The sequence below is a fragment of the Dactylosporangium sp. CA-152071 genome, from assembly GCF_050936335.1.
GTDB classification, from domain to species: domain Bacteria; phylum Actinomycetota; class Actinomycetes; order Mycobacteriales; family Micromonosporaceae; genus Dactylosporangium; species Dactylosporangium maewongense.
Genome location: NZ_JBNJMZ010000001.1, coordinates 5,317,451 through 5,341,469 on the forward strand (window position 1 = coordinate 5,317,451; position 24,019 = coordinate 5,341,469).

At 71.7% G+C, this 24,019-nt stretch carries 20 protein-coding genes and 1 riboswitch; of the genes, 5 read left to right on the forward strand and 15 right to left on the reverse strand.

What is annotated here, in order from left to right; genetic code table 11:
- Positions 1–53: 53 nt before the first annotated feature.
- The 3 genes from groL to ACQEVZ_RS23770 all read right to left on the reverse strand — a co-directional run bounded on the left by groL (position 54) and on the right by ACQEVZ_RS23770 (position 3,903).
- Positions 54–1,676 (reverse strand): chaperonin GroEL, encoded by a 1,623-nt coding sequence (gene groL, locus ACQEVZ_RS23760; protein WP_433369987.1) that lies wholly within the window; start codon positions 1,674–1,676, stop codon positions 54–56.
- Positions 1,677–2,061: 385 nt separating this feature from the next.
- Positions 2,062–2,265: a cold-shock protein gene (locus ACQEVZ_RS23765; protein WP_203848689.1), complete on the reverse strand. Its 204-nt coding sequence runs from the start codon at positions 2,263–2,265 to the stop codon at positions 2,062–2,064.
- A gap of 381 nt (positions 2,266–2,646) precedes the next feature.
- Positions 2,647–3,903, reverse strand: a complete 1,257-nt coding sequence (locus ACQEVZ_RS23770; RefSeq protein WP_433369990.1) for an MFS transporter — start codon at positions 3,901–3,903, stop codon at positions 2,647–2,649.
- Positions 3,904–3,954: 51 nt separating this feature from the next.
- Here ACQEVZ_RS23770 and ACQEVZ_RS23775 point away from each other — a divergent pair, with 51 nt between their 5' ends.
- Positions 3,955–4,461: a helix-turn-helix domain-containing protein gene (locus ACQEVZ_RS23775; protein ID WP_433369993.1), complete on the forward strand. Its 507-nt coding sequence runs from the start codon at positions 3,955–3,957 to the stop codon at positions 4,459–4,461.
- Here the strand turns inward: ACQEVZ_RS23775 and ACQEVZ_RS23780 are convergent.
- Positions 4,450–5,475 (reverse strand): GNAT family N-acetyltransferase, encoded by a 1,026-nt coding sequence (locus tag ACQEVZ_RS23780; RefSeq protein ID WP_354889118.1) that lies wholly within the window; start codon positions 5,473–5,475, stop codon positions 4,450–4,452. The two genes, ACQEVZ_RS23775 and ACQEVZ_RS23780, sit on opposite strands and share 12 nt — an antisense overlap.
- A gap of 382 nt (positions 5,476–5,857) precedes the next feature.
- On the reverse strand, positions 5,858–7,126 hold the full coding sequence (thrC, locus tag ACQEVZ_RS23785) for a threonine synthase (protein ID WP_344514262.1): 1,269 nt from the start codon (positions 7,124–7,126) through the stop codon (positions 5,858–5,860).
- A 10-nt stretch (positions 7,127–7,136) separates the two neighbouring features.
- Positions 7,137–7,275: riboswitch (SAM riboswitch) on the reverse strand.
- A 108-nt stretch (positions 7,276–7,383) separates the two neighbouring features.
- Here thrC and ACQEVZ_RS23790 point away from each other — a divergent pair.
- A complete protein-coding gene (locus tag ACQEVZ_RS23790) occupies positions 7,384–8,310 on the forward strand; it encodes a glucosyl-3-phosphoglycerate synthase (RefSeq protein WP_433369998.1) in 927 nt (308 codons plus the stop codon).
- A gap of 39 nt (positions 8,311–8,349) precedes the next feature.
- Here ACQEVZ_RS23790 and ACQEVZ_RS23795 read toward each other — a convergent pair whose 3' ends face one another.
- Genes ACQEVZ_RS23795 through ACQEVZ_RS23805 form a run of 3 tightly spaced genes read right to left on the reverse strand, consistent with a single transcriptional unit; the run spans position 8,350 to position 12,521 of the window.
- Positions 8,350–8,826, reverse strand: a complete 477-nt coding sequence (locus ACQEVZ_RS23795; RefSeq protein WP_433370001.1) for a hypothetical protein — start codon at positions 8,824–8,826, stop codon at positions 8,350–8,352.
- Positions 8,827–8,862: 36 nt separating this feature from the next.
- Entirely contained in the window at positions 8,863–9,768 is a 906-nt protein-coding gene (locus tag ACQEVZ_RS23800) for an ABC transporter permease (protein WP_433370003.1), read from the reverse strand.
- Positions 9,765–12,521 carry an alpha/beta fold hydrolase gene (locus ACQEVZ_RS23805; RefSeq protein WP_433370006.1) on the reverse strand — a complete coding sequence of 919 codons (2,757 nt, stop codon included), beginning with the start codon at positions 12,519–12,521 and terminating at the stop codon, positions 9,765–9,767. Before ACQEVZ_RS23805 ends, ACQEVZ_RS23800 begins: the two co-directional genes overlap by 4 nt.
- Before the next feature lie 84 nt (positions 12,522–12,605).
- On the opposite strand from ACQEVZ_RS23805, the gene ACQEVZ_RS23810 reads away from it, so the two are divergent.
- The gene (locus ACQEVZ_RS23810) at positions 12,606–14,801 is read left to right on the forward strand and encodes an AAA family ATPase (RefSeq protein WP_433370009.1); all 2,196 of its coding nucleotides are present in this window, start codon (positions 12,606–12,608) and stop codon (positions 14,799–14,801) included.
- Positions 14,802–14,829: 28 nt separating this feature from the next.
- On the opposite strand, the gene ACQEVZ_RS23815 is transcribed toward ACQEVZ_RS23810, so the two are convergent.
- Together ACQEVZ_RS23815 and ACQEVZ_RS23820 are read right to left on the reverse strand one after the other, a co-directional pair.
- Positions 14,830–15,207: a DUF3263 domain-containing protein gene (locus ACQEVZ_RS23815; protein WP_433370012.1), complete on the reverse strand. Its 378-nt coding sequence runs from the start codon at positions 15,205–15,207 to the stop codon at positions 14,830–14,832.
- A 25-nt stretch (positions 15,208–15,232) separates the two neighbouring features.
- On the reverse strand, positions 15,233–16,018 hold the full coding sequence (locus ACQEVZ_RS23820) for a DeoR/GlpR family DNA-binding transcription regulator (protein WP_344514276.1): 786 nt from the start codon (positions 16,016–16,018) through the stop codon (positions 15,233–15,235).
- 185 nt (positions 16,019–16,203) lie between these two features.
- On the opposite strand from ACQEVZ_RS23820, the gene ACQEVZ_RS23825 reads away from it, so the two are divergent.
- Together ACQEVZ_RS23825 and nagA are read left to right on the forward strand one after the other, a co-directional pair.
- Positions 16,204–17,160, forward strand: a complete 957-nt coding sequence (locus ACQEVZ_RS23825; protein ID WP_433370015.1) for an ROK family protein — start codon at positions 16,204–16,206, stop codon at positions 17,158–17,160.
- Positions 17,157–18,275 (forward strand): N-acetylglucosamine-6-phosphate deacetylase, encoded by a 1,119-nt coding sequence (gene nagA / locus ACQEVZ_RS23830; protein ID WP_344514280.1) that lies wholly within the window; start codon positions 17,157–17,159, stop codon positions 18,273–18,275. Before ACQEVZ_RS23825 ends, nagA begins: the two co-directional genes overlap by 4 nt.
- Here nagA and ACQEVZ_RS23835 read toward each other — a convergent pair.
- From ACQEVZ_RS23835 to ACQEVZ_RS23855, 5 genes are all read right to left on the reverse strand, one after another.
- Complete coding sequence (locus ACQEVZ_RS23835; RefSeq protein WP_433370018.1) at positions 18,233–19,117, reverse strand: hypothetical protein; 885 nt, start codon at positions 19,115–19,117, stop codon at positions 18,233–18,235. The genes nagA and ACQEVZ_RS23835 overlap by 43 nt on opposite strands.
- A gap of 15 nt (positions 19,118–19,132) precedes the next feature.
- Entirely contained in the window at positions 19,133–20,137 is a 1,005-nt protein-coding gene (locus ACQEVZ_RS23840; protein WP_433370021.1) for a hypothetical protein, read from the reverse strand.
- Between the two features lie 17 nt (positions 20,138–20,154).
- Complete coding sequence (locus ACQEVZ_RS23845) at positions 20,155–20,850, reverse strand: phosphatase PAP2 family protein (RefSeq protein WP_344514285.1); 696 nt, start codon at positions 20,848–20,850, stop codon at positions 20,155–20,157.
- Positions 20,851–20,904: 54 nt separating this feature from the next.
- Positions 20,905–22,092, reverse strand: coding sequence for a trypsin-like serine peptidase (locus ACQEVZ_RS23850; RefSeq protein ID WP_433370025.1), 1,188 nt, complete (start codon positions 22,090–22,092; stop codon positions 20,905–20,907).
- Between the two features lie 109 nt (positions 22,093–22,201).
- Positions 22,202–24,016: an NAD-binding protein gene (locus ACQEVZ_RS23855; RefSeq protein WP_433370028.1), complete on the reverse strand. Its 1,815-nt coding sequence runs from the start codon at positions 24,014–24,016 to the stop codon at positions 22,202–22,204.
- Positions 24,017–24,019 lie beyond the last annotated feature (3 nt).

The following is a 24,019-nucleotide window of genomic DNA, read 5'->3' on the forward strand; positions in this document are numbered from 1 at the left end:
ACAGCAAGAAGGGCAGGCCCGGAACGGGCCTGCCCTTCTTGGAAGAGCTGGACTCAGAAGTCCATGTCGCCGCCGCCGGGGGCGCCCGCGGGGGCCGGGGTCTTCTCCGGCTTGTCCGCGACCACTGCCTCGGTGGTGAGGAAGAGCGCCGCGATCGAGGCGGCGTTCTGCAGGGCGGAGCGGGTGACCTTGGCCGGGTCGATGATGCCCTCGGCCAGGAGGTTCACGTAGTCGCCGCTGGCGGCGTTGAGGCCCCAGCCGGCGTCCAGGTTGCGGACCTTCTCGACCACGACGCCGCCCTCGAGGCCGGCGTTCACGGCGATCTGGCGCAGCGGCGCGTCAAGGGCGACCTTGACGATGTTGGCGCCGGTGGCCTCGTCGCCGACCAGGTCCAGCTTGTCGAAGGCCGACTTGCCGGCCTGGACGAGCGCGACGCCACCGCCGGGGACGATGCCCTCCTCGACGGCCGCCTTCGCGTTGCGCACGGCGTCCTCGATGCGGTGCTTGCGCTCCTTGAGCTCGACCTCGGTGGCCGCGCCGACCTTGATGACCGCGACACCGCCGGCGAGCTTCGCCAGGCGCTCCTGCAGCTTCTCGCGGTCGTAGTCCGAGTCCGACTTCTCGATCTCGGCACGGATCTGCGCCACCCGGCCGTTGATGCCCTCGGCGTCGCCGGAGCCCTCGACGATGGTGGTCTCGTCCTTGGTGATGACGACCTTGCGGGCCTTGCCGAGCAGGTCGAGCGACGCGTTCTCCAGCTTGAGACCGACGGTCTCGGAGATGACCTGACCGCCGGTCAGGATCGCGATGTCGGTCAGCATGGCCTTGCGGCGGTCGCCGAAGCCCGGGGCCTTGACGGCGACGGACTTGAACGTGCCACGGATCTTGTTCACGATCAGGGTCGCGAGGGCCTCGCCCTCGACGTCCTCGGAGATGATCGCGAGGGGCTTGCCGGACTGCATGACCTTCTCCAGCACCGGGAGGAGGTCCTTCACCGCGGAGATCTTCGACTCGACGATGAGGATGTACGGGTCGTCGAGGACCGTCTCCATCCGCTCGGTGTCGGTGACGAAGTACGGCGAGATGTAGCCCTTGTCGAAGCGCATGCCCTCGGTGAGCTCCAGCTCGAGCCCGAAGGTGTTGCTCTCCTCGACGGTGATGACGCCTTCCTTGCCGACCTTGTCCATCGCCTCGGCGATGATCTCGCCGACGGTGGAGTCACCGGCGGAGATCGAGGCCGTGGAGGCGATCTGCTCCTTGGTCTCGACGTCCTTGGCAAGGTTGGCCAGCTCCGACGCGACGGACGCGACGGCGGCCTCGATGCCGCGCTTCAGCGCCATCGGGTTGGCACCCGCGGCGACGTTGCGCAGACCTTCACGGACCAGCGCCTGGGCGAGGACGGTCGCGGTCGTCGTGCCGTCACCGGCGACGTCGTCCGTCTTCTTCGCGACCTCCTTGACCAGCTCGGCGCCGATCTTCTCGTAGGGGTCCTCGAGCTCGATCTCCTTGGCGATGCTCACACCATCGTTGGTGATGGTGGGCGCGCCCCACTTCTTCTCGAGGACGACGTTGCGGCCCTTGGGGCCCAGCGTCACCTTGACGGCGTCGGCGAGGGTGTTCATGCCCCGCTCGAGGCCGCGGCGCGCTTCCTCGTCGAACGCGATAATCTTGGCCATTCGGCGTTGTCCTCCTGGACACTCCGGCTACGCCTCGCGACCCACGTGGGGCCGGCGGCTCACCGCCTGCTTTCGCACCTTCAAGGACCCAGCGGGATCCTCAATGGTCGGGCCGGATGAGCCCGCGACGACCAGCCCCTCGACGCTCCCGCGCCCAGGCGCTGCACCGCCCCGACCGTTGGCACTCACCTGTTGCGAGTGCCAACTCCTGTTTAGCACTCTGGCCCGTCGAGTGCAAGCAAACCCGAGGTGACGGCCAGGGTGGTCGAAGCGTGCAAACACCTACAAATCAGGCATGAATGGCACGAACAATGGCGGAAAAGACGCAGGGCACCGTTCCTCATCAATGAGGACGGTGCCCCGGCGGGGGTGGACGAACGATCTGTCAGGCGAGGTGACGAACCTTCTCGGCCTGCGGGCCCTTCTGGCCCTGCGCGATCTCGAACTCGACGCGCTGTCCGTCTTCCAGCGATTTGTAGCCATCCATCTCGATCGCGGAGAAGTGGACGAAGACGTCCTGCCCCCCGTCGACCGCGATGAAGCCATAGCCCTTTTCGCTGTTGAACCACTTGACGGTGCCCTGTGCCACGGTGCACTTCCTCTGCTTTCGGTCCCTCTTCGTACTCCGGCTGGCTGTGGGGACCAGCCTTGAGGTCCTCGGCCGGCACGCCGGGCCATGAGCGTGGCACCGGCGCGAGGATCGACGACCGAAACGGACGGTACACGAGATAACCCGAGACCCGACAGCCCCAAATCGGACAGCAAGGTCACGGTTCATGCGCACGCAAAAGGTTTCCGATGGGACCTTTCTTGAGCGGTCCGACAAATGCCAGCGCATCGTCAGGCGTCGAATCGTACCGGTAAAGAATAAGCAAAATGTCAGACGAATGTGGATGGAAGCGCCGATCTTGCGGTTGTGCCAGGAAGCCGTGACTGGAACCACGCAACCGCCCACAACCGCAAGATCGGCCTACTTCCGCACTGCTTCCGTGCCCGCGGAAGGTGCGGACGTCAACTCGCGGAGCTTCCGCAAGGGTGACAGAACGAGCGGCACCACCGATACCAGCATTCCGGCGCATGCCACCCAGATGGTCTCGTGCACGCCGATGGCAGTGCCGAGCACGCCGCCGACGAGCCCGCCGATCGGCATCGTGCCCCAGACGATGAACCGCATCGTGGCGTTCATCCGGCCGAGCAGGTCGTCGGGCGTGATCGTCTGCCGGAAGCTGACCTGGGTCACGTTGTAGACCACGACGCCGATGCCGAAGACGATGCTGCCCGCCGCCGCGAGCCACAGCCGCCAGTCGTCGCGCGCGAACGGCACCAGCAGCTCGCCGAGGGACGCGGCGAGCATCGAGATCCACATCGCCGGCCCCTGCCCGAACCAGCGCACGAACGGCCCGACCAGGAACGCGCCGGCCAGCGCGCCGAACCCGGTGACGCTGAACCACAGGCCGATGACCGCCGGCGACAGGGCGAGGTCCCGGGCGAAGTAGACGATCAGCATCGCGCCGTACATGGAGCCGAAGAAGTTGCCGGTGCCCGTGCACATGGAGATCGCCCGCAGCAGCCGGTTGCCCACGACGAACCGGAGACCCTCCAGGATCTCCCGGCCGAGGTGTGCGTCGGGCTTGCGGGCCGGGCGCTCCTCGATCTTGCGGATCCGCCACAGGAACAGCGCCGACAGCACGTAGCTGGCCGCGTCGGTGGCGAGGGCGAGCGGGCCGCCGAGCACCTTGACCAGGCCGCCGGCGACGCTCGGGCCGCCGATCTGGGAGGTGGAGCGCACCATCTCCAGGATCGCGTTGCCCTCGACCAGGCGGTCCTTGCCGACCAGGAACGGCAGGTAGCTCTGATACCCCACGTCGAAGAAGACCGTGCACACCCCGCAGAGCAGGCCCACCACGTACAGCTGCGGCATCCGCAACGTGTCGCTCCACCACGCCAGCGGCACGGAGGCGAGCAGGACCGCCCGCAGGAGGTCGGCGACGATCATCGTCTCGCGCCGCCGCAGCCGGTCCACGAGAGCCCCGGCGGGCAGTCCGACCAGCAGGAACGCGGCGGTCTCGCAGGCCGCCAGGATCCCGACCTCCAGCGCGGTCGCGTCGAGCGTGAGCACGGCGACGAGCGGGAGCGCGAGCAGGGTCACCTGGGTGCCGACCTGGCTGATGGTGTCGGCGGTGAAGAGCAGCCGGAAGTCGTGATCGCGGAGCAGGCCCAGTCTCACGGACCCACTGTCGATGACCGATTGGGAAAAGTCAATCGCTAGACTCGGACGATGCGGCGACCAGCGACCGACGCGGAGGCCAAGGCACTCGCCTCCGGCGTCCGCCTGCGCATCATCCGGCTCTGCCTGGACCGTGCGCTCACCAACAAGGAGATCGCCGAGCGGCTCGACGCCAACCCGGCGACCGTGCTGCACCACGTCCGGACGCTGGTCGCGACGGGGTTCCTGGTGCCCCAGGAGGAGCGCCGCGGGCCGCGCGGCACGCGCGAGGTGCCCTACCTGTCGACGACCAAGTCGTGGCAGCTCAGCCTCGGCGACCAGGGCGCGGGCACCAACCGGGCGATGCTCGACGCGTTCAACGACGAGCTGGCGCTGCTGGACGGTCAGGCCGACACGGCCAACTTCGCCCGGCTCGGGCTGCGGCTCACCCCGGCGGAGTGGCAGGAGCTGCAGGACCGCTTCCAGACACTGCTCGACGAATACGCCGGCCGCGAGCGCACCCACGGCCGACCTTATTCGATCTTCCTCGCCATGTACGAGGACCGCTCACGCGACTGACGCCTGCCAGTTGGCCCACCGGTCGAGCGCGCGGAACCCCATCGCCTCGTTGATCGCGATCATGTGCGAGTTGACCTCGGCGTTGAACGTGTCGACGATCCGGACCGCCGGCTCCTGTGCGCGCATGGTCTGCAGGTTGACCAGCTTGGAGATCAGGCCGAGCCGGTGCCCCCGGTGGGCCGGGTGCACCAGGGTGATCTGCTGCCACGCGTGCCAGTCGACGGTCTTGCTCATCCGCAGCGCGCTCAACGCGACGAGCCGGCCGGTCGCGTCGTGGATGACGCCGGTCTCGTATGGGCGCGCACCGTAGCGGGCGCGCGTCTCGTACACCCGCCGCAGACGATCGGCGTCGACCTTCTCCGCCTCCAGGTCGAGGTCACCCTTCGGCGCCTCGTCGAGGAAGGAGCTGTCCAGCAGCGCCATGTCCTCGAGCAGCTCCTCGGGCGGCGTGTTGCCCCACTGGACGGTGCTGTAGCCGGCCGCCTTCGGCCAGCTCGTGGCGAGCATCCTCGCCAGCTCGGCATCGTCGGCGGTCGACAGGTCGAGCCGGCGGCGCACGTCCAGGAGCTTGTTGTCCAGGCCGAGCGCCGCGGCGAACGGCGCCGAGGAGCCGGTCGGCGCGCCACCGGCGTCGGTAATCACGCTGAACCCCATCACCGAGGTGCGGCCACGGGCCAGGCCGAAGCCGACCGCGTGCCGGAACAGCGCCCGCCCGACGCCCCGCCGCCGGTGCTCCTTCAGGACCAGCACGTCGAGGAACGATTTGTTCAGATTGTCGAATATCGGGAGATCCGCCTGTACGAGCCCGACCGCGAGACCGTCGCGATACGCCAGGAACGTGTGCCGGTCCGTGCCCGGCATCGGCAGGCGGACCCGGACCTCGTGCTCGGCGCGGCAGCTCGGTGGGAAGTCCGGCAGGTCGGCGAGGATCGCCTCGTTACCGATGGTGAAGGCCGCGTCGACCGCCGCCGGGTCATCGGCGTCCAGCTCGACGATGCTGAGGTCCTGGCTCATGCCCGCCAGCGTGGCGCAGAGACGCATCGACGGACAACAGATATACGGGGACCGGTGGAAATGGTCGAGAGGACGCTCGCCAACACCTCCGGTGTTGTGGTCGCGGGCCTGGACCAGGGTCCGGGCCTCGCGGCGACACGTCCTCCCGCACCGAGCATCCTGGCGCGCGGTCCTGAGGTCGTCAAGTCCCTCGCCGGGTGGCTTCGAGACGCACGGCTTGAGCGCGATCACACTGCGTCGCGACCGGCTCCGTCGATCGGCTGAGTCGCCCCTCGTCCAAGGAGTGAAAGCGCTCTCTCAGCCGCACCCGAACCGACACCGTCCGTCACGGCGTCGGCGGGTTGCGCGAAAAAATCAGCCCTCAGCCGAAATGGCCCGGGCCTCAGCTCACCAGCCCGGCCTCGCGGACGGACTTCAGCGAAGGCTTGACCCGGTGCGTCGGGCCGACCGTGCCGGCGACCGCATCGAGGGTCTTCAGCCCGTCGCCGGTGTTGAAGACGACCGTCTCCTTCGACGGGTCGAGCCTGCCGGTCTCGACCAGCTTCTTCAGCACCGCGGTGGTGACCCCGCCGGCGGTCTCGGCGAACACGCCGGTCGTGCGGGCGAGCAGCTCGATGCCGGCGCGGATCTCGTCGTCGTCGACGTACTCCATCCAGCCGCCGGTGCGCCGCACCGACTCCAGCGCGTAGACGCCGGCCGCCGGGTCGCCGATGTTGAGCGACTTGGCGATGCCCGTCGGCTTCACCGGGACGATCTCGTCGGTGCCCTTGTGCAGCGCCACCGCGATCGGGTTGCAGCCCGCGGACTGCGCGCCGAACACCGTCCACTCCGTGTCGGGCACGAGCCCGATCTCCACCAGCTCGCTGAACGCCTTGTCGATCTTCGTCAGCAGCTCGCCGCTGGCCATCGGGATCACGACCTGCGCCGGGATCCGCCAGCCGAGCTGCTCCGCGACCTCATACCCGAGCGTCTTGGACCCCTCGGCGTAGAACGGCCGCACGTTGACGTTGACGAACGCCGTGTCCTCGAACTCGTCGGTCTCGGTCAGCTCCGAGCACAGCCGGTTGACGTCGTCGTAGGACCCCTCGATCGCCACGACGTCACCGCCGTACACGGCGCTCATGACGACCTTGCCGGGCTCCAGGTCCGACGGGATGAACACCGTCGACGGCACCCCGGCCCGCGCCGCGTGCGCGGCGACCGAGTTGGCCAGGTTGCCGGTGGAGGCGCACGAGTAGCGGGTGAACCCCAGCGCCTTCGCCGCCGTCAGCGCCACCGAGACGACCCGGTCCTTGAACGAGTGGGTCGGGTTGGCCGAGTCGTCCTTCACCCACAGCGCGCCGGTGATGCCGAGCTCCTTGGCCAGCAGATCCGCCTTGACCAGCGGGGTCAGCCCCGGGTCGAGGGTCACGCGGCTGGCGGGGTCGGTGCCGACCGGCAGCAGCGGCGCATAGCGCCAGATGTTCTGGGGGCCGGCTTCGATCTGCTCGCGGGTGACCCGGCCGAGCGCCTCGGCGTCGTAGCCCACCTCGAGCGGGCCGAAACACTCGTAGCAGGCGTGCTGCGCGGCGAGCGGGAACTGGGCGCCGCAGCCACGGCAGACCAGGTGGCGGGCGGGAGAGTCGGTGAAGACGCCGAGCGTCGAGGTCATGGAGGCCTTCCTCTCATCTTTCCCAGGTGCATGGCCTTGCGCACCGGGACGGATTTGGCACCTACCGCGACCGGACTCAGCGTCGAGACGTGTCGCAGGGGTTGCCGGGGCTTCATCGGGCCGTATCCCTCTGCCCCTCTGGATGAGGTATTCAGTTGTGACGTGCTGTTCGCGTGGTTCGTATTCGAGTGTAAGGGCCGACACGGGTGCCGCTGTATGAGTCATCTCACGAGATGGACCTGACTACGGTTTCACTCATGCATCCCGACGCGGCGGACTGGTTCGCCAAGCGCACCTCGGCATGGCGCGACTGGCCCCTCGCCGACCTCTACGACCGCAAGGGCGACACCCGGATCAGCGTCGTGCTGCCGGCGCTGGACGAGGAGCCGACCGTCGCCGAGATCGTCACCGGCGCGCGCACCCTCATGCCCCTGGTCGACGAGGTCATCGTGGTCGACTCGGGCTCCGTCGACCGGACCGCCGAGGTCGCCCGCCAGGCCGGCGCCACCGTCCACCACCGCGACGACATCCTCCCCGGGACCGGCTCCCGCCCCGGGAAGGGCGAGGTGCTCTGGAAGGCCCTGGCCGTCGCCACCGGCGACATCCTGGTGTACGTCGACGCCGACCTCACCGACTTCCGGCCGCACTTCGTCACCGGCCTCCTCGGCCCGCTGCTGGACGACCCGGCCACCCAGATGGTGAAGGCCTTCTACGACCGCCCCCTCCTGGACGTCTCGGCCGGCGGCGGCGGGCGCGTCACGGAGCTCGCCGCCCGCCCGCTGCTCAACGCCTACTTCCCCGCCCTGGCCGGCGTCGTGCAACCCCTCGCCGGCGAGTACGCGGCCCGCCGCTCCCTGCTGGAGTCCCTGCCCTTCGCCGCGGGCTACGGCGTCGAGACCGGCCTGCTCATCGACACCTACCGCACCGCCGGCCTGGACGCGGTCGCGCAGGTCGACCTCGGCCAGCGCACCCACGGTCACCAGGACACCGCGGCCCTGGGCCGCATGGCCGCCACGATCCTGCACACCATCCACGCCCGGGTCACCCCCGGCGCCCCGGTCTGGCCGACCCTCACCCAGTTCGTCAGGCGCACCGGCACGGTCACCCCGGCCGACCACCCGGTCGCCCACCCGGACCGCCCCCCGATGACCACGATCCCGGGCTACCAGAGGCCGCCCGCCTAGCCGTTTCCCGTCGCTGGTACGCCGTGCGCAGGCCCCCGGTCAGAGGGGGTCGGTGGCGGGGGTGAAGCCCCAGAGCGTCGAGGTGGTGATGGCGGCGCCGGCCAGGGCGGCCAGGACGGCGAGCCACTCGGCGGCCAGGAGCCAGACCGGGGTGTCGATGACGGCGGCCGGCGGGTCGCCCGTCAGGGTGGCGACCACGACGACCACCGCGACCAGCGACAGCAGGACCAGGGTCAGCACCACGGTCAGGCGCAGGGCCCAGTGGCCGAAGGTGCGGCCGGTGGCGAAGAGCAGGGCGCAGACGGCGACCAGCGACGCCGCCGACGCCGAGGCCAGAGCGCCGATGAGGGTGAAGATCTGGGCGGTGAAGGCCTCGGCGGGGCCGCTCATCGCGTTGGAGGAGGCGACGTATGAGGTCCAGGCCGCCAGGTTGGCCTGGTCGTAGTAGAGGGTGCCGGAGAGCGCGGCGAGGCCGAGGACGAGGAGCCAGGCACCGCGGAGCGCCGAGGTTCGCATGGACCGGCACCCTACCGGTCAGTACGCGAGACGCATTCAGCTCACCACGTCTTTTCGCAGAAAGCGCCACCACGCGAGGGAGAAGAAGACGGTGGCGTAGGCGAGGGAGGCGATGCAGCCCTTCACGATGTCGTCGGTCTGCAGCGGGGTGGAGAGCAGGCCGAGCCAGGCGTCGTTGTAGTGGGTGGGCAGGAAGTTGCGGAGGTTTCCGAGGGCGGTGATCTGGTCCAGGATGCTGGACAGGATCTGCAGCAGCACCGCGCCGCCGACGGCGCCGAGCGGGGCGTCGGTGGAGACGGAGAGCAGGAACGCGAGCGAGGCGACGACCAGGAGCGACACGCACAGGTAGCCGACGATCTCCAGCAGGCGGACGACGCTCGTGCCGGCGGCGATCTCCCCGCCGATGGGGGCGTTGAGCGGGGCCCAGCCGTAGCGCAGGGTGCCGGCCAGCATCGCGGTGCCGACCAGGACCAGGACCGCGAGGAGGCAGTAGAGCAGCGCCGCGGTCACCTTGACGCCGAGCAGCCGGGCCCGCGGGACGGGCATCGCCAGCAGGTACCGCAGGCTCCCCCACGACGCCTCGCTCGCCACCGTGTCGCCGCAGAAGAGGGCCACGACGACGACCAGCAGGAAGCCGGACGAGACGAGCAGGGTGAAGAGGGTGAAGTTGGCCCCACCGCCGGTCGCGAGGTCGGCGAGGCGGGAGAACTCGCCGTTGTTGCCGCCCTCGTCGTCGCCGCCGCTGTCGAGCTGGAAGGCGATCAGGATGATCAGCGGCAGCAGGACCATGAAGCCGAGCGCCATCTGCGTGCGGCGGCGGGCCGCCTGGCGGCGGATCTCCGTCCAGAGGGAGAGGGTCGCGCCGGGACGGTAGCCGGGGGCGCCACCGACGACGCCGCGCTCGGAGGAAGAAGAAGAGGAAGAAACAGCAGAAGTACTCATGACCGCTCTCCACTGGCCTTGGTGTCGCCGCCGACGAGCGACAGGAACGCGTCTTCGAGCCGCCGCCGCGGCGTCACCCGGTCGACGCCGACGCCGGCCCGGACCAGCGCGGCGACGACCTCCGAGCGCGGCACGCCGTCGATGTCGACGACCAGGCCGCCGTTGCTGCCGGCCGGGATGACCGTGCGGACGCCGTCGAGCTCGTCGAGGACCTTCGTGGCGGCGTCCACGTCGGACACGTCGATCTGGACGGTCGGCGAGTCGCCGACGATGTCGTCGACCTTGCCGGTGGCCACGACCTCGCCCCGGTGCATGACGACGACGTCGGTGCAGGTCTGCTCGACCTCGGCGAGGAGGTGGCTGGAGACCAGGACGGCGCGGCCGCCGGTCGCGTACCGGCGCAGGACCTTGCGCATCTCGGCGATCTGCGGCGGGTCGAGCCCGTCGGTGGGTTCGTCGAGGACGAGCAGCTCGGGGAGGCCGAGCATGGCCTGTGCGATGGCGAGGCGCTGGCGCATCCCGTGGCTGTAGGTCTTGACCCGCCGGTTGACGGCGGTGCCGAGACCGGCGATGTCGAACGCCTCGTCGAAGTGGGCGTCGTCGAGCGGCCGGCCGGTCGCTGCCCAGTACAGGTGGAGATTCTGCAGACCGGTGAGGTGCGGCAGGAAGCCGGGCCCCTCCACCAGGGCGCCGACCCGGGACAGCACTGGCGCGCCCGGCAGGAGCTGGTGGCCGAAGACGAGAATCTCGCCCTGGCTCGGCCGGGTCAGCCCCATCAGGACCCGCAGCGACGTGGTCTTGCCGGCGCCGTTGGGGCCGAGGAGGCCGACCACCTGCCCGCGCTGGACGGTGAAGTCGACCTTCGCGACGGCGACGAAGTCACCGTAGGTCTTGCGCAGCCCCCGCACGACGAGCGGCGTGTCCACGTGCTCGGGGTCGACGCGGCGCTCGATCCGCCGGGCGCGGGCGCGGGCGACCAGGATCGCGACGGCGAGGCCGACCACGATGAGGGCGACGAGCGCGGCGAGGACGTAGCGCCAGATGACGTCGGGGTTGGCGATCGGCGTGCCGGCCACGTCGGGCAGGGTCAGCGCGCCTTCGACGGCGACCTGGTAGACGAGCGGGTCCGGCGGCGACCAGTACGCGCTGTCGGCAGCGGCGACGGTGACCCGGACCCGGCTGCCGGCCTCGAACCGGTGCACGACCGCGGGCAGCGTCACGGCGATCGGCTGCGCGTCGGCGATGTCCTTCGGCAGTCCGGTGAGGCGCACCGGCGCGATGAGCCCGTCCGGGATCGACGGGGCGCCCTTGGCGGGCACGTCGTAGAGCTTGACGAAGAGCACGGCCTCGCCGGTCGGCGACGCCGCCCGGATGCGGACCGTGGGCGCGCCCGCCACGTCGAGGGTGTCGGGCAGCGGCGCGGAGGTGTAGTCGGCGTGCTGGCCGGGGATCTCGGCGGACACGCCGCTGCCGAGCAGGCTCGCGATGTTGGCGATCGGCAGCGAGGAGATCCCGGACGGGGTGCCGTTGGGCGGGTTGGCGATGCTCGTCGGCACGCCGATCAGGGCGACGCTCTCGGTGGAGGTGCCGCCGGTGCCGGGGTAGGTCGACGTCGACGACGCGGTCGTGACGAGCCCGCGGCCCCGGGCGTTGAGGCCCGACACGCGCGAGTAGGTGAAGCTGGTCGGCGGCGCCTCGCCGTTGCCCTTGATGTAGTGGTCGAGCCACTGCGCGGTCAGGTATCGCAGCCGGTCGACCTCGGACTGCGGCCCGGTGCCGCCGTCGTGCCCGCCGGTGAACCACGCGACCCGCACCGGGGTGCCGGTGGCGGCGATGCCGCGGGCGTTGGCGTCGCTCTCGCTGAGCGGGAACAGGGTGTCGACCTGCCCCTGTACGAGCAGCGTGGGCGCCTTGATCTGGTCGAGCACGGACGCCGGGCTGGACCGGCGCAGCAGCGCGATCGCGTCCTTGTCGGCCTCCCCGGTGGTGGCGATGTCGAGGTACGCCTCGCAGACGTCCTTCGCGAACCGTCCGCACTGGGCGTCGCCGGTCGAGGTCCGCTGCGGAGCGGCCTGGCTCGTCAGCGCCGAGCTGTCGGTCAGCGCGTTGCCGGAGCCGAAGAACAGTCCGGCCCACTGCTTCTTGAACACGCCGCCGGACGGGTCCTTGCCGGTGGCCTCGGGCAGGAAGGCCCGCGACAGGTCGTTCCAGGTGATCATGGGAACGATCGCGTCGACCCGCTTGTCGTGCGCGGCGAGCAGGAGGGCGAGGGCTCCACCGTACGAGCCGCCGACCGCCGCCACCCGCGGGTCTCCGGACCCGTCGGTCTGGATGTCGGGCCGGGCGGCGAGCCAGTCCAGCAGCCGCTGGGCGTCCTTGACCTCCCAGTCGGGGCTGTCGAGGTGGATCTCGCCGGTGGAGTCGCCGAAGCCCTGGGCGGTCCAGGTGAGCACGGCGTAGCCGAGGTCGGCGAAGTCCTCGGCGTCGGACTTCACGCTCCGCTTGGTGCCGCCGAACCCGTGCGCGAGCAGGATGGCGGGCTTCTTGCCGCTCTTCTTCGGCAGGTACAGCGTCGTGTCGAGGGTCACCTCGGTCGCGTCGTCGGGGCCGGTGCGCACGGTGATGCGCTGCTCCTGGGTGCTGAACGTGGCGGGCGAGGGGACGACCGCCCAGCCGACCAGGCCGACCAGCAGCAGGGCGGCCACCGAGCCGGCGATGACCCTGCGCCGGTTGAGACGCGGTAAGAGACGCATCGGCCAAACGTACGCAACACATGTTGCGCGATGTCGAATTCCTCAGCAGGTTCACAGCAAGCGGGCGAGTTATACGCTCGGTGCGTGGCCGCGACCTTGACGCTCACCGCCAGCCTGCGCCCCGCGGCCCTGGACGCCCGCCGCGGCGTGGTCCGGCTCCACCCTGAGGTCCTGGCCGCGCTGGGCCTGCGCGCGGGCGACCCGATCGCCCTCACCGGCCGCCGCGAGTCCGCCGGGATCGCCGCAGTCGCCGAGGCCAGCGCCAGCCGCGCCCTGCTCTACGCCGACGACCTCCTGCTGGGCAACCTGGGCCTGCGCGACGGCGGCCAGGTGACGGTCGCGGCGGCGCCGCTGCGGGCCGCGGCGTCGGTGACCCTGTCCGGCCCGCCGGAGATCGTCGGGGTCGTGTCGCCGGAGATGCTGCGGCTCGCGCTGCTGGGCAAGGTCGTCACCGTCGGCGACAACGTCTCCCTGCTGCCGCAGGACGTGTCGCTGACCTCGCTGGACCCCGGCGTGTTCGAGGCGGCGCGGCGCAGCCTGAAGAACACCGTCGGCTACGGCTGGACCAGCGCCCTGCTCACCGTCGTCGCCGCCGGCCCCGGCGCGGGCGCGCTGGTCACCATGGACACCGCCGTCGGCTGGCACCACGGCCACGCCACCCACGCGCCCGGCGGCCTCGTTCCTGTCGCGCCGCCGGCCGCCGCACCGGAAGCGGTCGCGCTCGACGACCTGCCCGGGCTCAGGGCGCAGGCCGAGCAGCTGGGCGAGCTGCTGGACCTCGGCTTCCACCACGGCGAGGTCCTGGCGAGGCTCGGCACGACGGTGACGCTGGGGGTGCTGATCACCGGCCCCGCCGGCTCCGGCAAGTCCGCCCTGGTGCACGCCGTCGCGGCGAGCGTCGGGGCGCGGGTCGTCCCCCTGTGGGCGCCGGAGCTGGCGGCGCTCACCAACAACGCCGCCGCTGCCCGGCTGCGGGAGGCCGCCGGCGAGGTGCGGGCCGCCCGCCCGGCGATCCTGCTCGTCGCCGACGTGGAGGCCCTCGCGCCGCGCGACCAGCCGGGCCCGCTGTCGACGGTCTTCCGCCAGCTGATCGGCGAGCTCGTCCGCGAGGGCGAGGCCGTCGTCTGCACGACCAGCCGCCCCGAGGCCGTCGACCCGTCCCTGCACTCCCCCGGCCTGCTCGCCCACGGCATCGCCGTCCCGCTCCCCGACGCGGCCCTGCGCCGCGAGCAGCTCGCCGTCCTCACCCGCGGCATGCCGCTCGACGACGACGTCCGGCTCGACGACATCGCGGGCCGCACCCCCGGCTTCGTGGCGGCGGACCTCGCCGCGTTGTCGCGTGAGGCAGGTGTACGAGCGGCCCTGCGTCACCGCCGCGACGGGGACGGCACGGGCGTGCTGATGGCGGACTTCGAGGCCGCCCTCGAGGTCGTGCGCCCCACGTCGATGGCCGAGTCGTCGCTGGAGCTCGCCAAGGTCACCCTGGACGACGTCGGCGACATGGTCGAGGTCAAGCAGACCCTGACCGAGTCCGTGCTGTGGCCGCTGTCCTACCCGGACGCGTTCTCCCGCCTCGGCATCGAGCCGCCCCGCGGCGTGCTGCTCTACGGCCCGCCGGGCTGCGGCAAGACGTACCTGGTCAAGGCGATCGCCGGCACCGGCAAGGCCAACGTCCTGTCGGTGAAGGGCGCCGAGCTGCTGTCGAAGTGGGTCGGCGAGAGCGAGCGCGCGGTCCGCGAGCTCTTCCGCCGCGCCCGCGAGGCGGCCCCCACCCTCGTCTTCCTCGACGAGGTCGACGCCCTCGCCCCGACCCGCGGCCAGGCCACCGACGGCGGCACCACCGACCGGGTCGTCGCCGCCCTCCTCACCGAGCTCGACGGCGTCGAGTCCCTGCGCAACGTCGTCGTCATCGGCGCCACCAACCGCCCCGACCTGGTCGACCCGGCCCTGCTGCGCCCCGGCCGCCTCGAACGCCTCGTCTTCGTGCCGCCCCCGGACGCCGACGCCCGCACCGAGATCCTCCGCGCCGCCGCGAAGTCCGTGCCCCTCGCCGCCGACGTCGACCTGCCCGCCCTGGCCGCGTCGCTGGACCGCTTCTCGGCCGCCGACTGCGCCGCCCTCATCCGCGAGTCCGCCCTGGCCGCCATGCGCGAGTCGCTGGAGGCCACCGAGGTCACCGCCGCCCACGTGGCCCTCGCCCGCGACCGTGTCCGCCCCTCCCTGGACCCGGTCCAGGTCGCCTGGCTCGCCGCCTACGCCGAGCAGCAACAGGCCCGCTGAGCGCCCGCCGTTTTCGCCGTCGCGGCGCTCAGCGGCGGCGGGAGCGGGAGGCGCGGAGGCGGCGGAGGCGCTGGACGACGACCGGGTCGTGGGCCAGGGCCAGCGGGTCGTCGAGGAGCGTGTTCAGCAGCTGGTAGTAGCGGGTCGCCGACAGGTTGAAGGTGTCGTGGACGGCCTGCTCCTTGGCGCCCGCCTGGCGCCACCACCGGCGCTCGAAGGCGAGGATGGCCTTGCTGCGCTCGTCGAGCTCCGGGGGCTCCTCGGCCGTCGCGAGATCGGGGCCCGCGTCGGGGCCCGCGTCGGGGTCCTCGTCGGTGTCCGCGACGTCGGTGTCGACGAAGTCGTCGGGGTCCTGGGTCGGGGGCTGCGCTGGGACCCGGGCGGCGGTGAGGTCGTCGCGCTGCATCGCCCCACAGTACCGGCGGGACGGGTCAGGCGGTCACGATCTTGACGCCGGCGGCGGCGAAGGCGGCCAGGGTCTCGGGGGTGGCGTTGAAGTCGGTGACTAGGGTGTCGATGCGGTCGATCGGGCAGATCCGGGCGAACGCGTGACCGCCGAGCTTCGAGCTGTCGGCGATGATCACGACGCGGCGGGCGCGGGCGACCATGAGGCTGTTCATCGCGGCCTCGCCCTCGTGGTGGGCGGCGGCGCCGAGGGTGACGTCGAGCGCGTCGACGCCGAGCAGGGCGATGTCGAGGGTGACGTCGCGCAGGATGTTGCCGCCGAGCGGGCCGACGAGCTCGAAGGACTGCGGGCGGACCACGCCGCCGGTCACGACGATCTTCATGCGGGAGCGCACGAGCAGCTCGTTGGCGATGTTGAGCGCGTTGGTGACCACGGTGAGCTGGGCGTCGTCGACGCCGCCGGTGAGCTCGGGGCGCACCGCGAGCGCGCGGGCGACCTCGGTGGTCGTCGTGCCGCCGTTGAGGGCGACGACCATGCCGGGCGAGACCAGGGCGGCCGCGGCCGCGCCGATGCGCTGCTTCTCGGGTGCGTGCTTCGCCGTCTTGTACCGCAGCGGCAGGTCGTAGGAGACGCCGTTGGCGACCGCCCCGCCGCGGGTGCGGGTGATCATCTGCTGCTGCGCCAGCTGGTCGAAGTCGCGGCGGATCGTGGCCTGCGAGACGTCGAGGCGCTCGGCCGCGTCCTCCACGCTGATGCGCCCGCTGTCGGTGAGGATCTCGAGGAGCGCATTCCAGCGCGCGTAGCGGTCCACGAGCCCCTCCCTGCGCGTACGGTGCGAGATGTGTGCACAATAATGCGCGAAACTACGGGTAAACGCAAAGGCAACTGCTCAAACTAACCTCGGGGGTACGGTTGCCAGCCTGCCCGACAGTGCGCAATGATGCGCGAACCCGCCCGGCTTCATGCCACATCGATCAGCGCGAGGACGAGCTACACATGACGCAGACCGTGATCGCCCTCGATGTCGGGGGCACCGGGATCAAGTGTGCGCTGGTCGGCGCCGAGGGCGAGGCGACACACCAGGTCCTGCACGCCGAGCGGCACGCCACCGGCCGCGAGCGGGGGGCCGAGGCGGTCATCGCGACGATCCTCGACATCGCCGAGGGCCTCGCCGCCACCGCGCGCGCGAAGGGCCTCGACCCGCGGGCCGCCGGCCTGGCCGTCCCGGGCGTGATCGACGAGCGCAACGGGATCGCCGTCTGGGCCGCCAACCTCGGCTTCCGCGACGTGCCGCTGAAGGCGCTGCTGGAGGAGCGGCTGGGTCTGCCCGCCGCGCTGGGCCACGACGTGCGCGCCGGCGGGCTCGCCGAGGCGCGGCTGGGCGCCGGGCGCGGCCACTCGTATGTGCTGGTCATCCCCATCGGCACCGGCATCGCCGCGGCGAACGTCGTGCACGGGCAGGTCTACACGGGCGCGCACGGCGCCGCGGGCGAGATCGGCCACATCGTGGTGCGCCCCGGCGGGCCGATGTGCGGGTGCGGGCAGCGCGGCTGCCTGGAGTCGATCGCCTCCGCGTCTGCCGTCGGTCGCCGGTACGGCGAGCACGCCGGCCGTCCCGCCACCGCCGAGGACGTGGCCCGGCTGGCCGTGGAGGGCGAGCCGGCCGCCGTCGCGGTGTGGCAGGAGACCATCGACGCCCTGGCGGACGGCCTGATGACGGGCATCGCCCTGTTCGACCCGGCGGTCATCGTCCTCGGCGGCGGCCTCGCCGAGGCGGGCGAGGCACTGCTCGCCCCGCTGCGGGCGGGGGTCCACGCCCGCGTCACGTTCCACCGCGAGCCGGAGATCACCCGCGCCGCGCTCGGCGACGAGGCCGGCTGCCTCGGCGCCGCTCTGCTCGCCCTGGACGCACTGCAAGACCAGCGCAACGACAGCACAGGAGGAACGGCATGACGGTGGTGTCCGGCGTACGGGTGATCGCGGGCGACCGCGTCATCGACAACGGCTTCGTCCGGGTCGAGGGCGACCGCATCGCCGAGGTCGGGCAGGCCTTCACCGGCGCGGTCGACGCGACGGCCGGCACGGTCGTGCCCGGGTTCGTCGACATCCACGTCCACGGCGGCGGCGGCGCCACGTTCACCACCGGCGACCCCGAAGCGGCCCGCGTCGCCGCCGCGTACCACCTGAGCCACGGCACCACGACGATGCTGGCGAGCCTCGTCACCTCGCCCCCCGACCTGATGCTGTCCGCCACGAAGGCGTTCGCGCCGCTGGTCGGCGAGGGCGTCCTGGCCGGCGTGCACTTCGAGGGCCCGTACCTGTCGCAGGCGCGGTGCGGCGCGCAGAACCCGGCGCACCTGCGCCACCCGTCGCTGGACGAGCTCAACTCGCTCATCGACGCGGGCGAGGGCGCCGTGCGCATGGTCACCGTCGCCCCCGAGCTGCCCGGCGCCCTGGACGCCATCAAGCTCCTGGTCTCCCGCGGCGTCGTCGCCGCCCTCGGCCACACGGACGCCACCTGGGAGGAGACCCTCGCGGGCGTCGACGCCGGCGCGACGGTCGGCACCCACGTCTTCAACGGCATGCGCCCGCCGCACCACCGCCAGCCCGGGCCGGTCTTCGCCCTCCTCGGCGCCGCGCCGGTCACGTGCGAGTTCGTGGCGGACGGCGTACACCTCCACGACGGCACCCTCGCGTTCGCGGCCTCTGTCACCGGCCCCGCCCGCGCCGCCCTCATCACCGACGCGATGGCCGCCGCCGGCATGCCCGACGGCGAGTACGAGCTGGGCGGCCAGAGCGTCGCCGTCGCCGACGGCGTGGCCCGCCTCACCCGCGACGGCTCGATCGCCGGCAGCACGCTGACGATGGACGCCGCCTTCCGCCGCGCCGCGGGCGCCGGCCTGTCCCTCGTCGACGCCTCCCGGATGGCCTCGGCCACCCCCGCCGCCGCCATCGGCCTCGCCGACGACCTGGGCACCCTACGCCCCGGCCGGCGCGCCGACCTCGTCCTCCTGGACGACGCCCTTCACGTCACCCGCGTCATGCGCTCCGGCGCCTGGGTCGAGTAGGCCTCGAGTAGCACTCCGACGTACGACACCGCGAGCTCTCGGACCGAGAGCTCCGGCATTGCCCCGGTCAGCGCCGCCACCGCCAGATCCACACCCGGAGACCTGCGGCGCCCGAACAACCGGCGCAGATGCTCGACCCCCTCACGGACGCTGGCACCGGCGACGGGATCGTGCGCGATCGCTCCCAGCCGGTCGCCGACCATGTCGGGCGGTGCGCCCTGCATCAGGCGGATCACGTCACTGGCGTCCTTCGGCTTCAGCCGCTCAGGTCGGCCGCACCGCGCATCCGCCAGCCGCTCGGCAATCTTCTGCGCCTTGGCGACGAAGAGCGCCGGCACCCCAGCGACCGACACCGCTCTGACACGCTGGTCGACGTGAGGCTCCAGACTGGCGATCTCGAGAACGCCGTGGTCGGCCACCGCAGCCTCCAGTCCAGGCGTCCGCCGGGCCGCGTTGCGTCCGTGCTCCGGCAGCCGAGCCGACCGGCGTCCCGGACCGGCAAGCGACGCGGGCACAAGCAGATCGACCGGTATCTCCACGGTCGCGTCGCCCATCAAGGTCTGGGTCACCCAGATGCCGGGCTCCCCGCAGAGGCGGAAGCCGGCCGCCGTCATCGCCTCGTCGATCCGCGGATCCGGGCCGAGAAGCCGCGGATCGAGCGCCAGGTCGGCGTCGGACGTGAACGGGGCGACACTGGCGTCGATCTCCGCCGCGCCGGTGCGCGCGTAGATGGCCTGCGCTCCAGCCAGCACAACCGCGGACCTGTGCCCGGCGAGCGCGTCGAGTGCATCCAGCAGCACCCGCCGGGCAGCTACGTACAGCGGCGCATGTTCGATAGCCATAGGGCCACATGGTATCTAGGTTGTCGGCAGGCTGGAAAGCCGCCAGGTTTCCGGGGTGGCGCGCATGACGTCGAGGACGGCGGCAGCCTCCTCCGGCAGGCGTCCGTTGCCGCCGAGGCAGTCCATGACCACCTGGCTCAGCGACACATGCTCGACGCCGTCGAGCGTGCGGGTGCCGGCGAGCTGTGACGTCTCGTCCTCCGCCTCGAGGATCACCACATCGGCACCGCGCTCGGCGGGGAGCAGGCCGCCGAACCGGCGCACCGCCGCGGGATCGCACGCGTAGACGACGAGCTGAACCGGCGCCGCGATCGGCGCGACGGCAACCGCGGCGAACGAGCCGGTCACCACGGCGCGAGGTGCGCCGGGGGCGGACAGGCGCTCGAACAGCGCTCGCGGACCACCCGGAGCGACGAACGATCCGGCGGCGTTGTTCCGCAACAGCCGATAGCCGTCGGCACCGGCCGCGAGCAGCGCCGGCCAATCGACGTCGCGGACGCTGCCGCGCCGGTCACGCTCGATCAACGCCGCCTCCGCCATGGCCTCCAGCAGGGTGGAGACGTAGCCCTTGCTGAGCCCTGCAACGCTCGCGAGTTCGGTCAGCCGGTACGGCGGCACGGTGTCAACGAGGATCCGGACGAGGCGGCGGGCACGCGGCCCGTTGAGGCGGACCGACGTCCGAGCGGCGGGGGCCGGATCCCGGTCCGCGCCTTGCAGCCGCACGTACATCGGCGGGCGTTGGATGGACAGACGGACGTTGCCGGTGAGATCGACATACGAGCATCCGCGCCGGTCGAGCACCTCCCTCGAGCGGGGGCTGATCCACGGCGCGATCACGAGCGTCGCCGCATCACTGTCGAGCCGGGTCGCCTCGCGTGGCGTCAACGACTCGCGGACCGCGACCCGAAGCCGGCCGCCACCGGGAAACGTCCAGACGTCGACGCCGGCCGGCCGCAGGTAAACCGGCAGCAGGTCATGCAGGAGGCGCTGCGCGCACTCCCGGACATCCGCCGCGAACATGCATCAAGTTTGCCAGATCATCGAGTTTGCTGCTCCTGCAAACTCGATGATCCAGCAAATTTTGGCGAGATCCAGGGCAGCGGGATCGTGTCCCACGGGACCCGTTGCAGGATGCGGTCGAGGACGAGGCCGAGGCAGATGGCGGCGAGGCCGTCGGTGACCCAGTGGAAGCTCAGGTATGTCGTGGTGAAGAGCACGATCGCCGGGGCGCCGTAGCGGATGGCGCGCAGCTGGCCAGGGCGGAGCAGGCCGCCGAGGAGGATGGCCAGGACGCCGTACCAGACGATGGCGTTGACCACGTGCCCGGACGGATACGACATGCCGGTGGGCACGTGGAAGAGGTACTCCGGGTGCACGACCTTGTGGTCGCTCGCGGCGGTCCGGTCGGTCCACACCTTCAGCGGGCCGATCGTCAGGTACGTGATGACGAAACCGCCGATGACCGGCAGCGCGGGGCGCACGGAGTGGGTACGCCGGCCGACGACCAGCGCGGTCAGCACGGCCAGGGGGGTGAGGACCTGGCCGCCCTGGCCGAGGTAGTTGAAGACGCGGGCGGTCCAGTAGGCCCACGAGGGGCGGTGCGCGTCGACGAGGTCGCGGACGGCGAGGTCGAGTGACAGCAGCGGCGTCCGGAGCGCGAGCGCGACGGTGATCGCGGCGAAGAGTGCCAGAAGCACCAGGTCGAACCACAGGGCCGGGCGCACGTTCCGCATGCCGCAAGACGCTACCCGACAGCGGGAACGGCGCCCGGACCCTGCACAGGACCTTTACACGAGGTTCCTGATGTCCGCCGCGATGCGGTCCATGCGGACGCCGGAGTTGGGGCAGCCGCCGAAGTGGTGCAGGGCGATGACCTTGTTGGTGCGGCGGGAGATGACGGGCGAGCCGGACGAGCCGCCGTCGGTGTCGCAGTAGTACGACATGTCGGTGTCGACGTCGTAGCCGTTGTACGCGGGGTTGGCGACCGCGCAGTTGCCGGAGCGCTCGCTGCTGTCGTACGTGGTGATCACGGTCGGCATGCCGCGCGGGTGCTGCGGGATGTAGAGTTCCTCGCCGCGGACGGGGGCGCGGTCGTCCATCTGGAGGTAGCCGAAGCGCGCGATCGCGTCGAAGTTGCGGACCGTGAAGAGGGTGTAGTCCAGGACGTCGTCGGTGGCGAGGACCTGGTCGGCCATGACCTTGACCGGGCGCAGGGTGGGGCCGCCGCCGCACTGCGCGCACTCGTAGTTGAACCACACCTCGGTGTTGCGGGCCTCGCGGGTGGTGGTGAAGCAGTGCGCGTTGGTCATCATGCGGTTCTTCGTGCCGACGCGCCACGCGGTGCACAGCTCGACGCCCTGGATGAGGATGCGCGCGACCGGCTTGGAGTTGGCGTACGCGACGGGGTCGGCCGACTTGTAGCAGGCGGCGTTCTCCTTCTCGTCGCTGTCGCAGATGCTCTCCGTGTGCGGCGCCGCGGCGGCCAGCCGCTCGGCGGCGGCCTGCTCGGCGGGGGTCTGGCCGCGGGCGATCTTGTCCACGCTCAGGCCGAGGCCGGCGAGCTTCGACTTGATGCCCAGCGGGTCGCCGGCCCGCTCGACGCTGACCGTGGCCGACTCGCCCGAGACGGACATCGTCCAGTTGTCCGCGTCGCGCAGCTGGGCCGCGCTGTACCGGTGGACCTCGTCGCCGGTCGCGTCGCTGACCTTGACCGTGTCGCCGGGCTTGAGCTGCAGCCGGGAGAAGTGGACCTTCACGTAGTCGGCGCCGGGGTAGCGGAACGTCGACGCGTCGCCGGTGATCGGCTCGATGACGCCCGACACCGTGGCGGCGGGATTGTCGTGCGCGGGCGCCGCGAACGCGGACGCCGTCGCCGGCTGTCGTGCGGGGGCGAACGAGGTCGCGGCCGCGACGCCCGCCCCGGCGAGCGCCACGATGGCGCACGCCCCGGTGACCAGCAAAACCCTACGGCGCATGAGCGCGATCCTCCCGATGGTCCGCATGAAGGAACCGCCCGGACTGTTAGGGGTAAATCGGGCGATCCGCCTCATTCAACGACGGATCCGGTGCGGAGGAGGCGGGAACTCAGGGAGTTGGGTCGACCGTCCCGCCGGTCTGAGCCAAAAGGTTGCCCAGCCCCGCCCGGGTCGCCACCACGATGAGCAGGTCACCGGCGCACAGCACGTAGTTCGGCGGCGGGCTCCAGACGGTCTGCCGCCCGTCGTCGGTGGTGACCGCCAGCACCCGGACCTCGCCGACGTCCTCCGCGGAGCCGACCGGCCCGCCGTCGAGGTCGGAGGCGGCGACCACCGGCACCTCGGCCAGCAGCAGCACCTTGCGGTCGACGGGGATGGTGCCGATCACCTCGCGCTCCAGCAGCGCCGCCGCGAAGGCCGGGGCCGCGAGGAACGACACGCTCCGCGAGGCGGTGATGCCGAACGCCTGCTGCACCCGGTGCGCGAACGCGCCGTCGAAGAGCCGCAGCACGACCCGCAGGTCGGGCTTGAGCTCGCGGCTCTCCAGGGCCGCCTCCAGGTTGGCCTGGTCGTCGGTGGAGACCACTACCAGCGCCCGGCTGGTGTCCACCGACGCGGCGCGCAGCGTCGCGACGCGGCTGGCATCGCCGACGATGAACGGCACGCCACGGTCGCGGGCGGACTGTGCGCCCCGGGCGTTCTCGTTGCGGTCGATGACGACGACGGGCACGCCCAGGTCGACGAACGCGTGCATGACGCGGGTGCCGACGTTGCCGAGCCCGACGAGCACGACGTGGTCCGACAGCGGCTCCCGCAGCCGGCCGAGCGCGATGGCCAGCTTCGCGTTGACGATCGTCTCGACGACCGCCGCGGTGATGACCGGGACCAGCGCGATGCTGACCAGGCTCAGCAGGACCGTGACGAGCTTCTCGGGCCAGCGCGCCTCCAGGTCGGGGCCGGCGCCGACGAGCTCGGACAGCAGCGTCACGTAGGCCGCGTCCCACCACGGGACGTCCCTGAAGCTCGCGATGATCGCGGTGCCCGCGGCGAGCAGGCCGGCCATGATCAGTGAGGTCGTCCAGAGCCGGCGGCCGACGAGTCCCTGGTACGCGCGGAACGGGTTGCGCAGCCACCGCCAGCGCCGCCGCCGGTGCACCTGGCGGATGTCGTCCTCACGGACGACGACGGTGCTGACGGGCTCGCCGGTCGCGACGGCCAGCACGAGGTCCGCGGCGCCCTGGTCGGCGGGGAGCAGCACCGGCTCGCCGTCGCCCTCGGTCACCGCCAGCCCGCAGATCACGTCCTCGGCCCGCACCTCCGGGCGGCGCGCGACGAAGAGGGTGCGGCGCGCGACGCGGACGTGCACCGGGGCGACCTCGCCGAGCGCCTCCGACACGAACGCGGGCGCCGCCATCTGCGCGTCGGACAGGACGCGGAGGTCCGCGAAGTTGCGCCGGACGCTCTGCCCGAGGCGCAGGTTGAACATCCGGATGACGAACCGCAGCCCGGGGTTGATCTCCTGGGCCTGCAGCGCCGCGTCGAGGTTGCCGATGTCGTCCTGCTTGACCAGCGCGAGCGCGTCGGCGGTCGCCAGCCCCGCGAGCTCGAACGCGTCCCGGTCGGGGTTCGCGGCCTCGATGACCCGGCCGCCGCGCTCGCGCAGCAGGCGGGCGATGCCGGGCCCGTAGCGCTGGTCGACGCTCGGCAGGATCGCGGTGACGTGCACCCCGTACTGGTGGATCAGCTCCTCGATCAGGCGATACGCGAGGGGGTCGTCACCACAGACGACGATGTGTTTCGTGGCCGCGAGCCGAGGGGGGCGGCGCGGATCCGAGAAGGGCTCGACCCACCACGGACGGGTGATCGCCTGAGCGTTGGGAAGGCCGCTGCGGAGCCGGCGCATCAACCATGATTCGGACTCCACAGG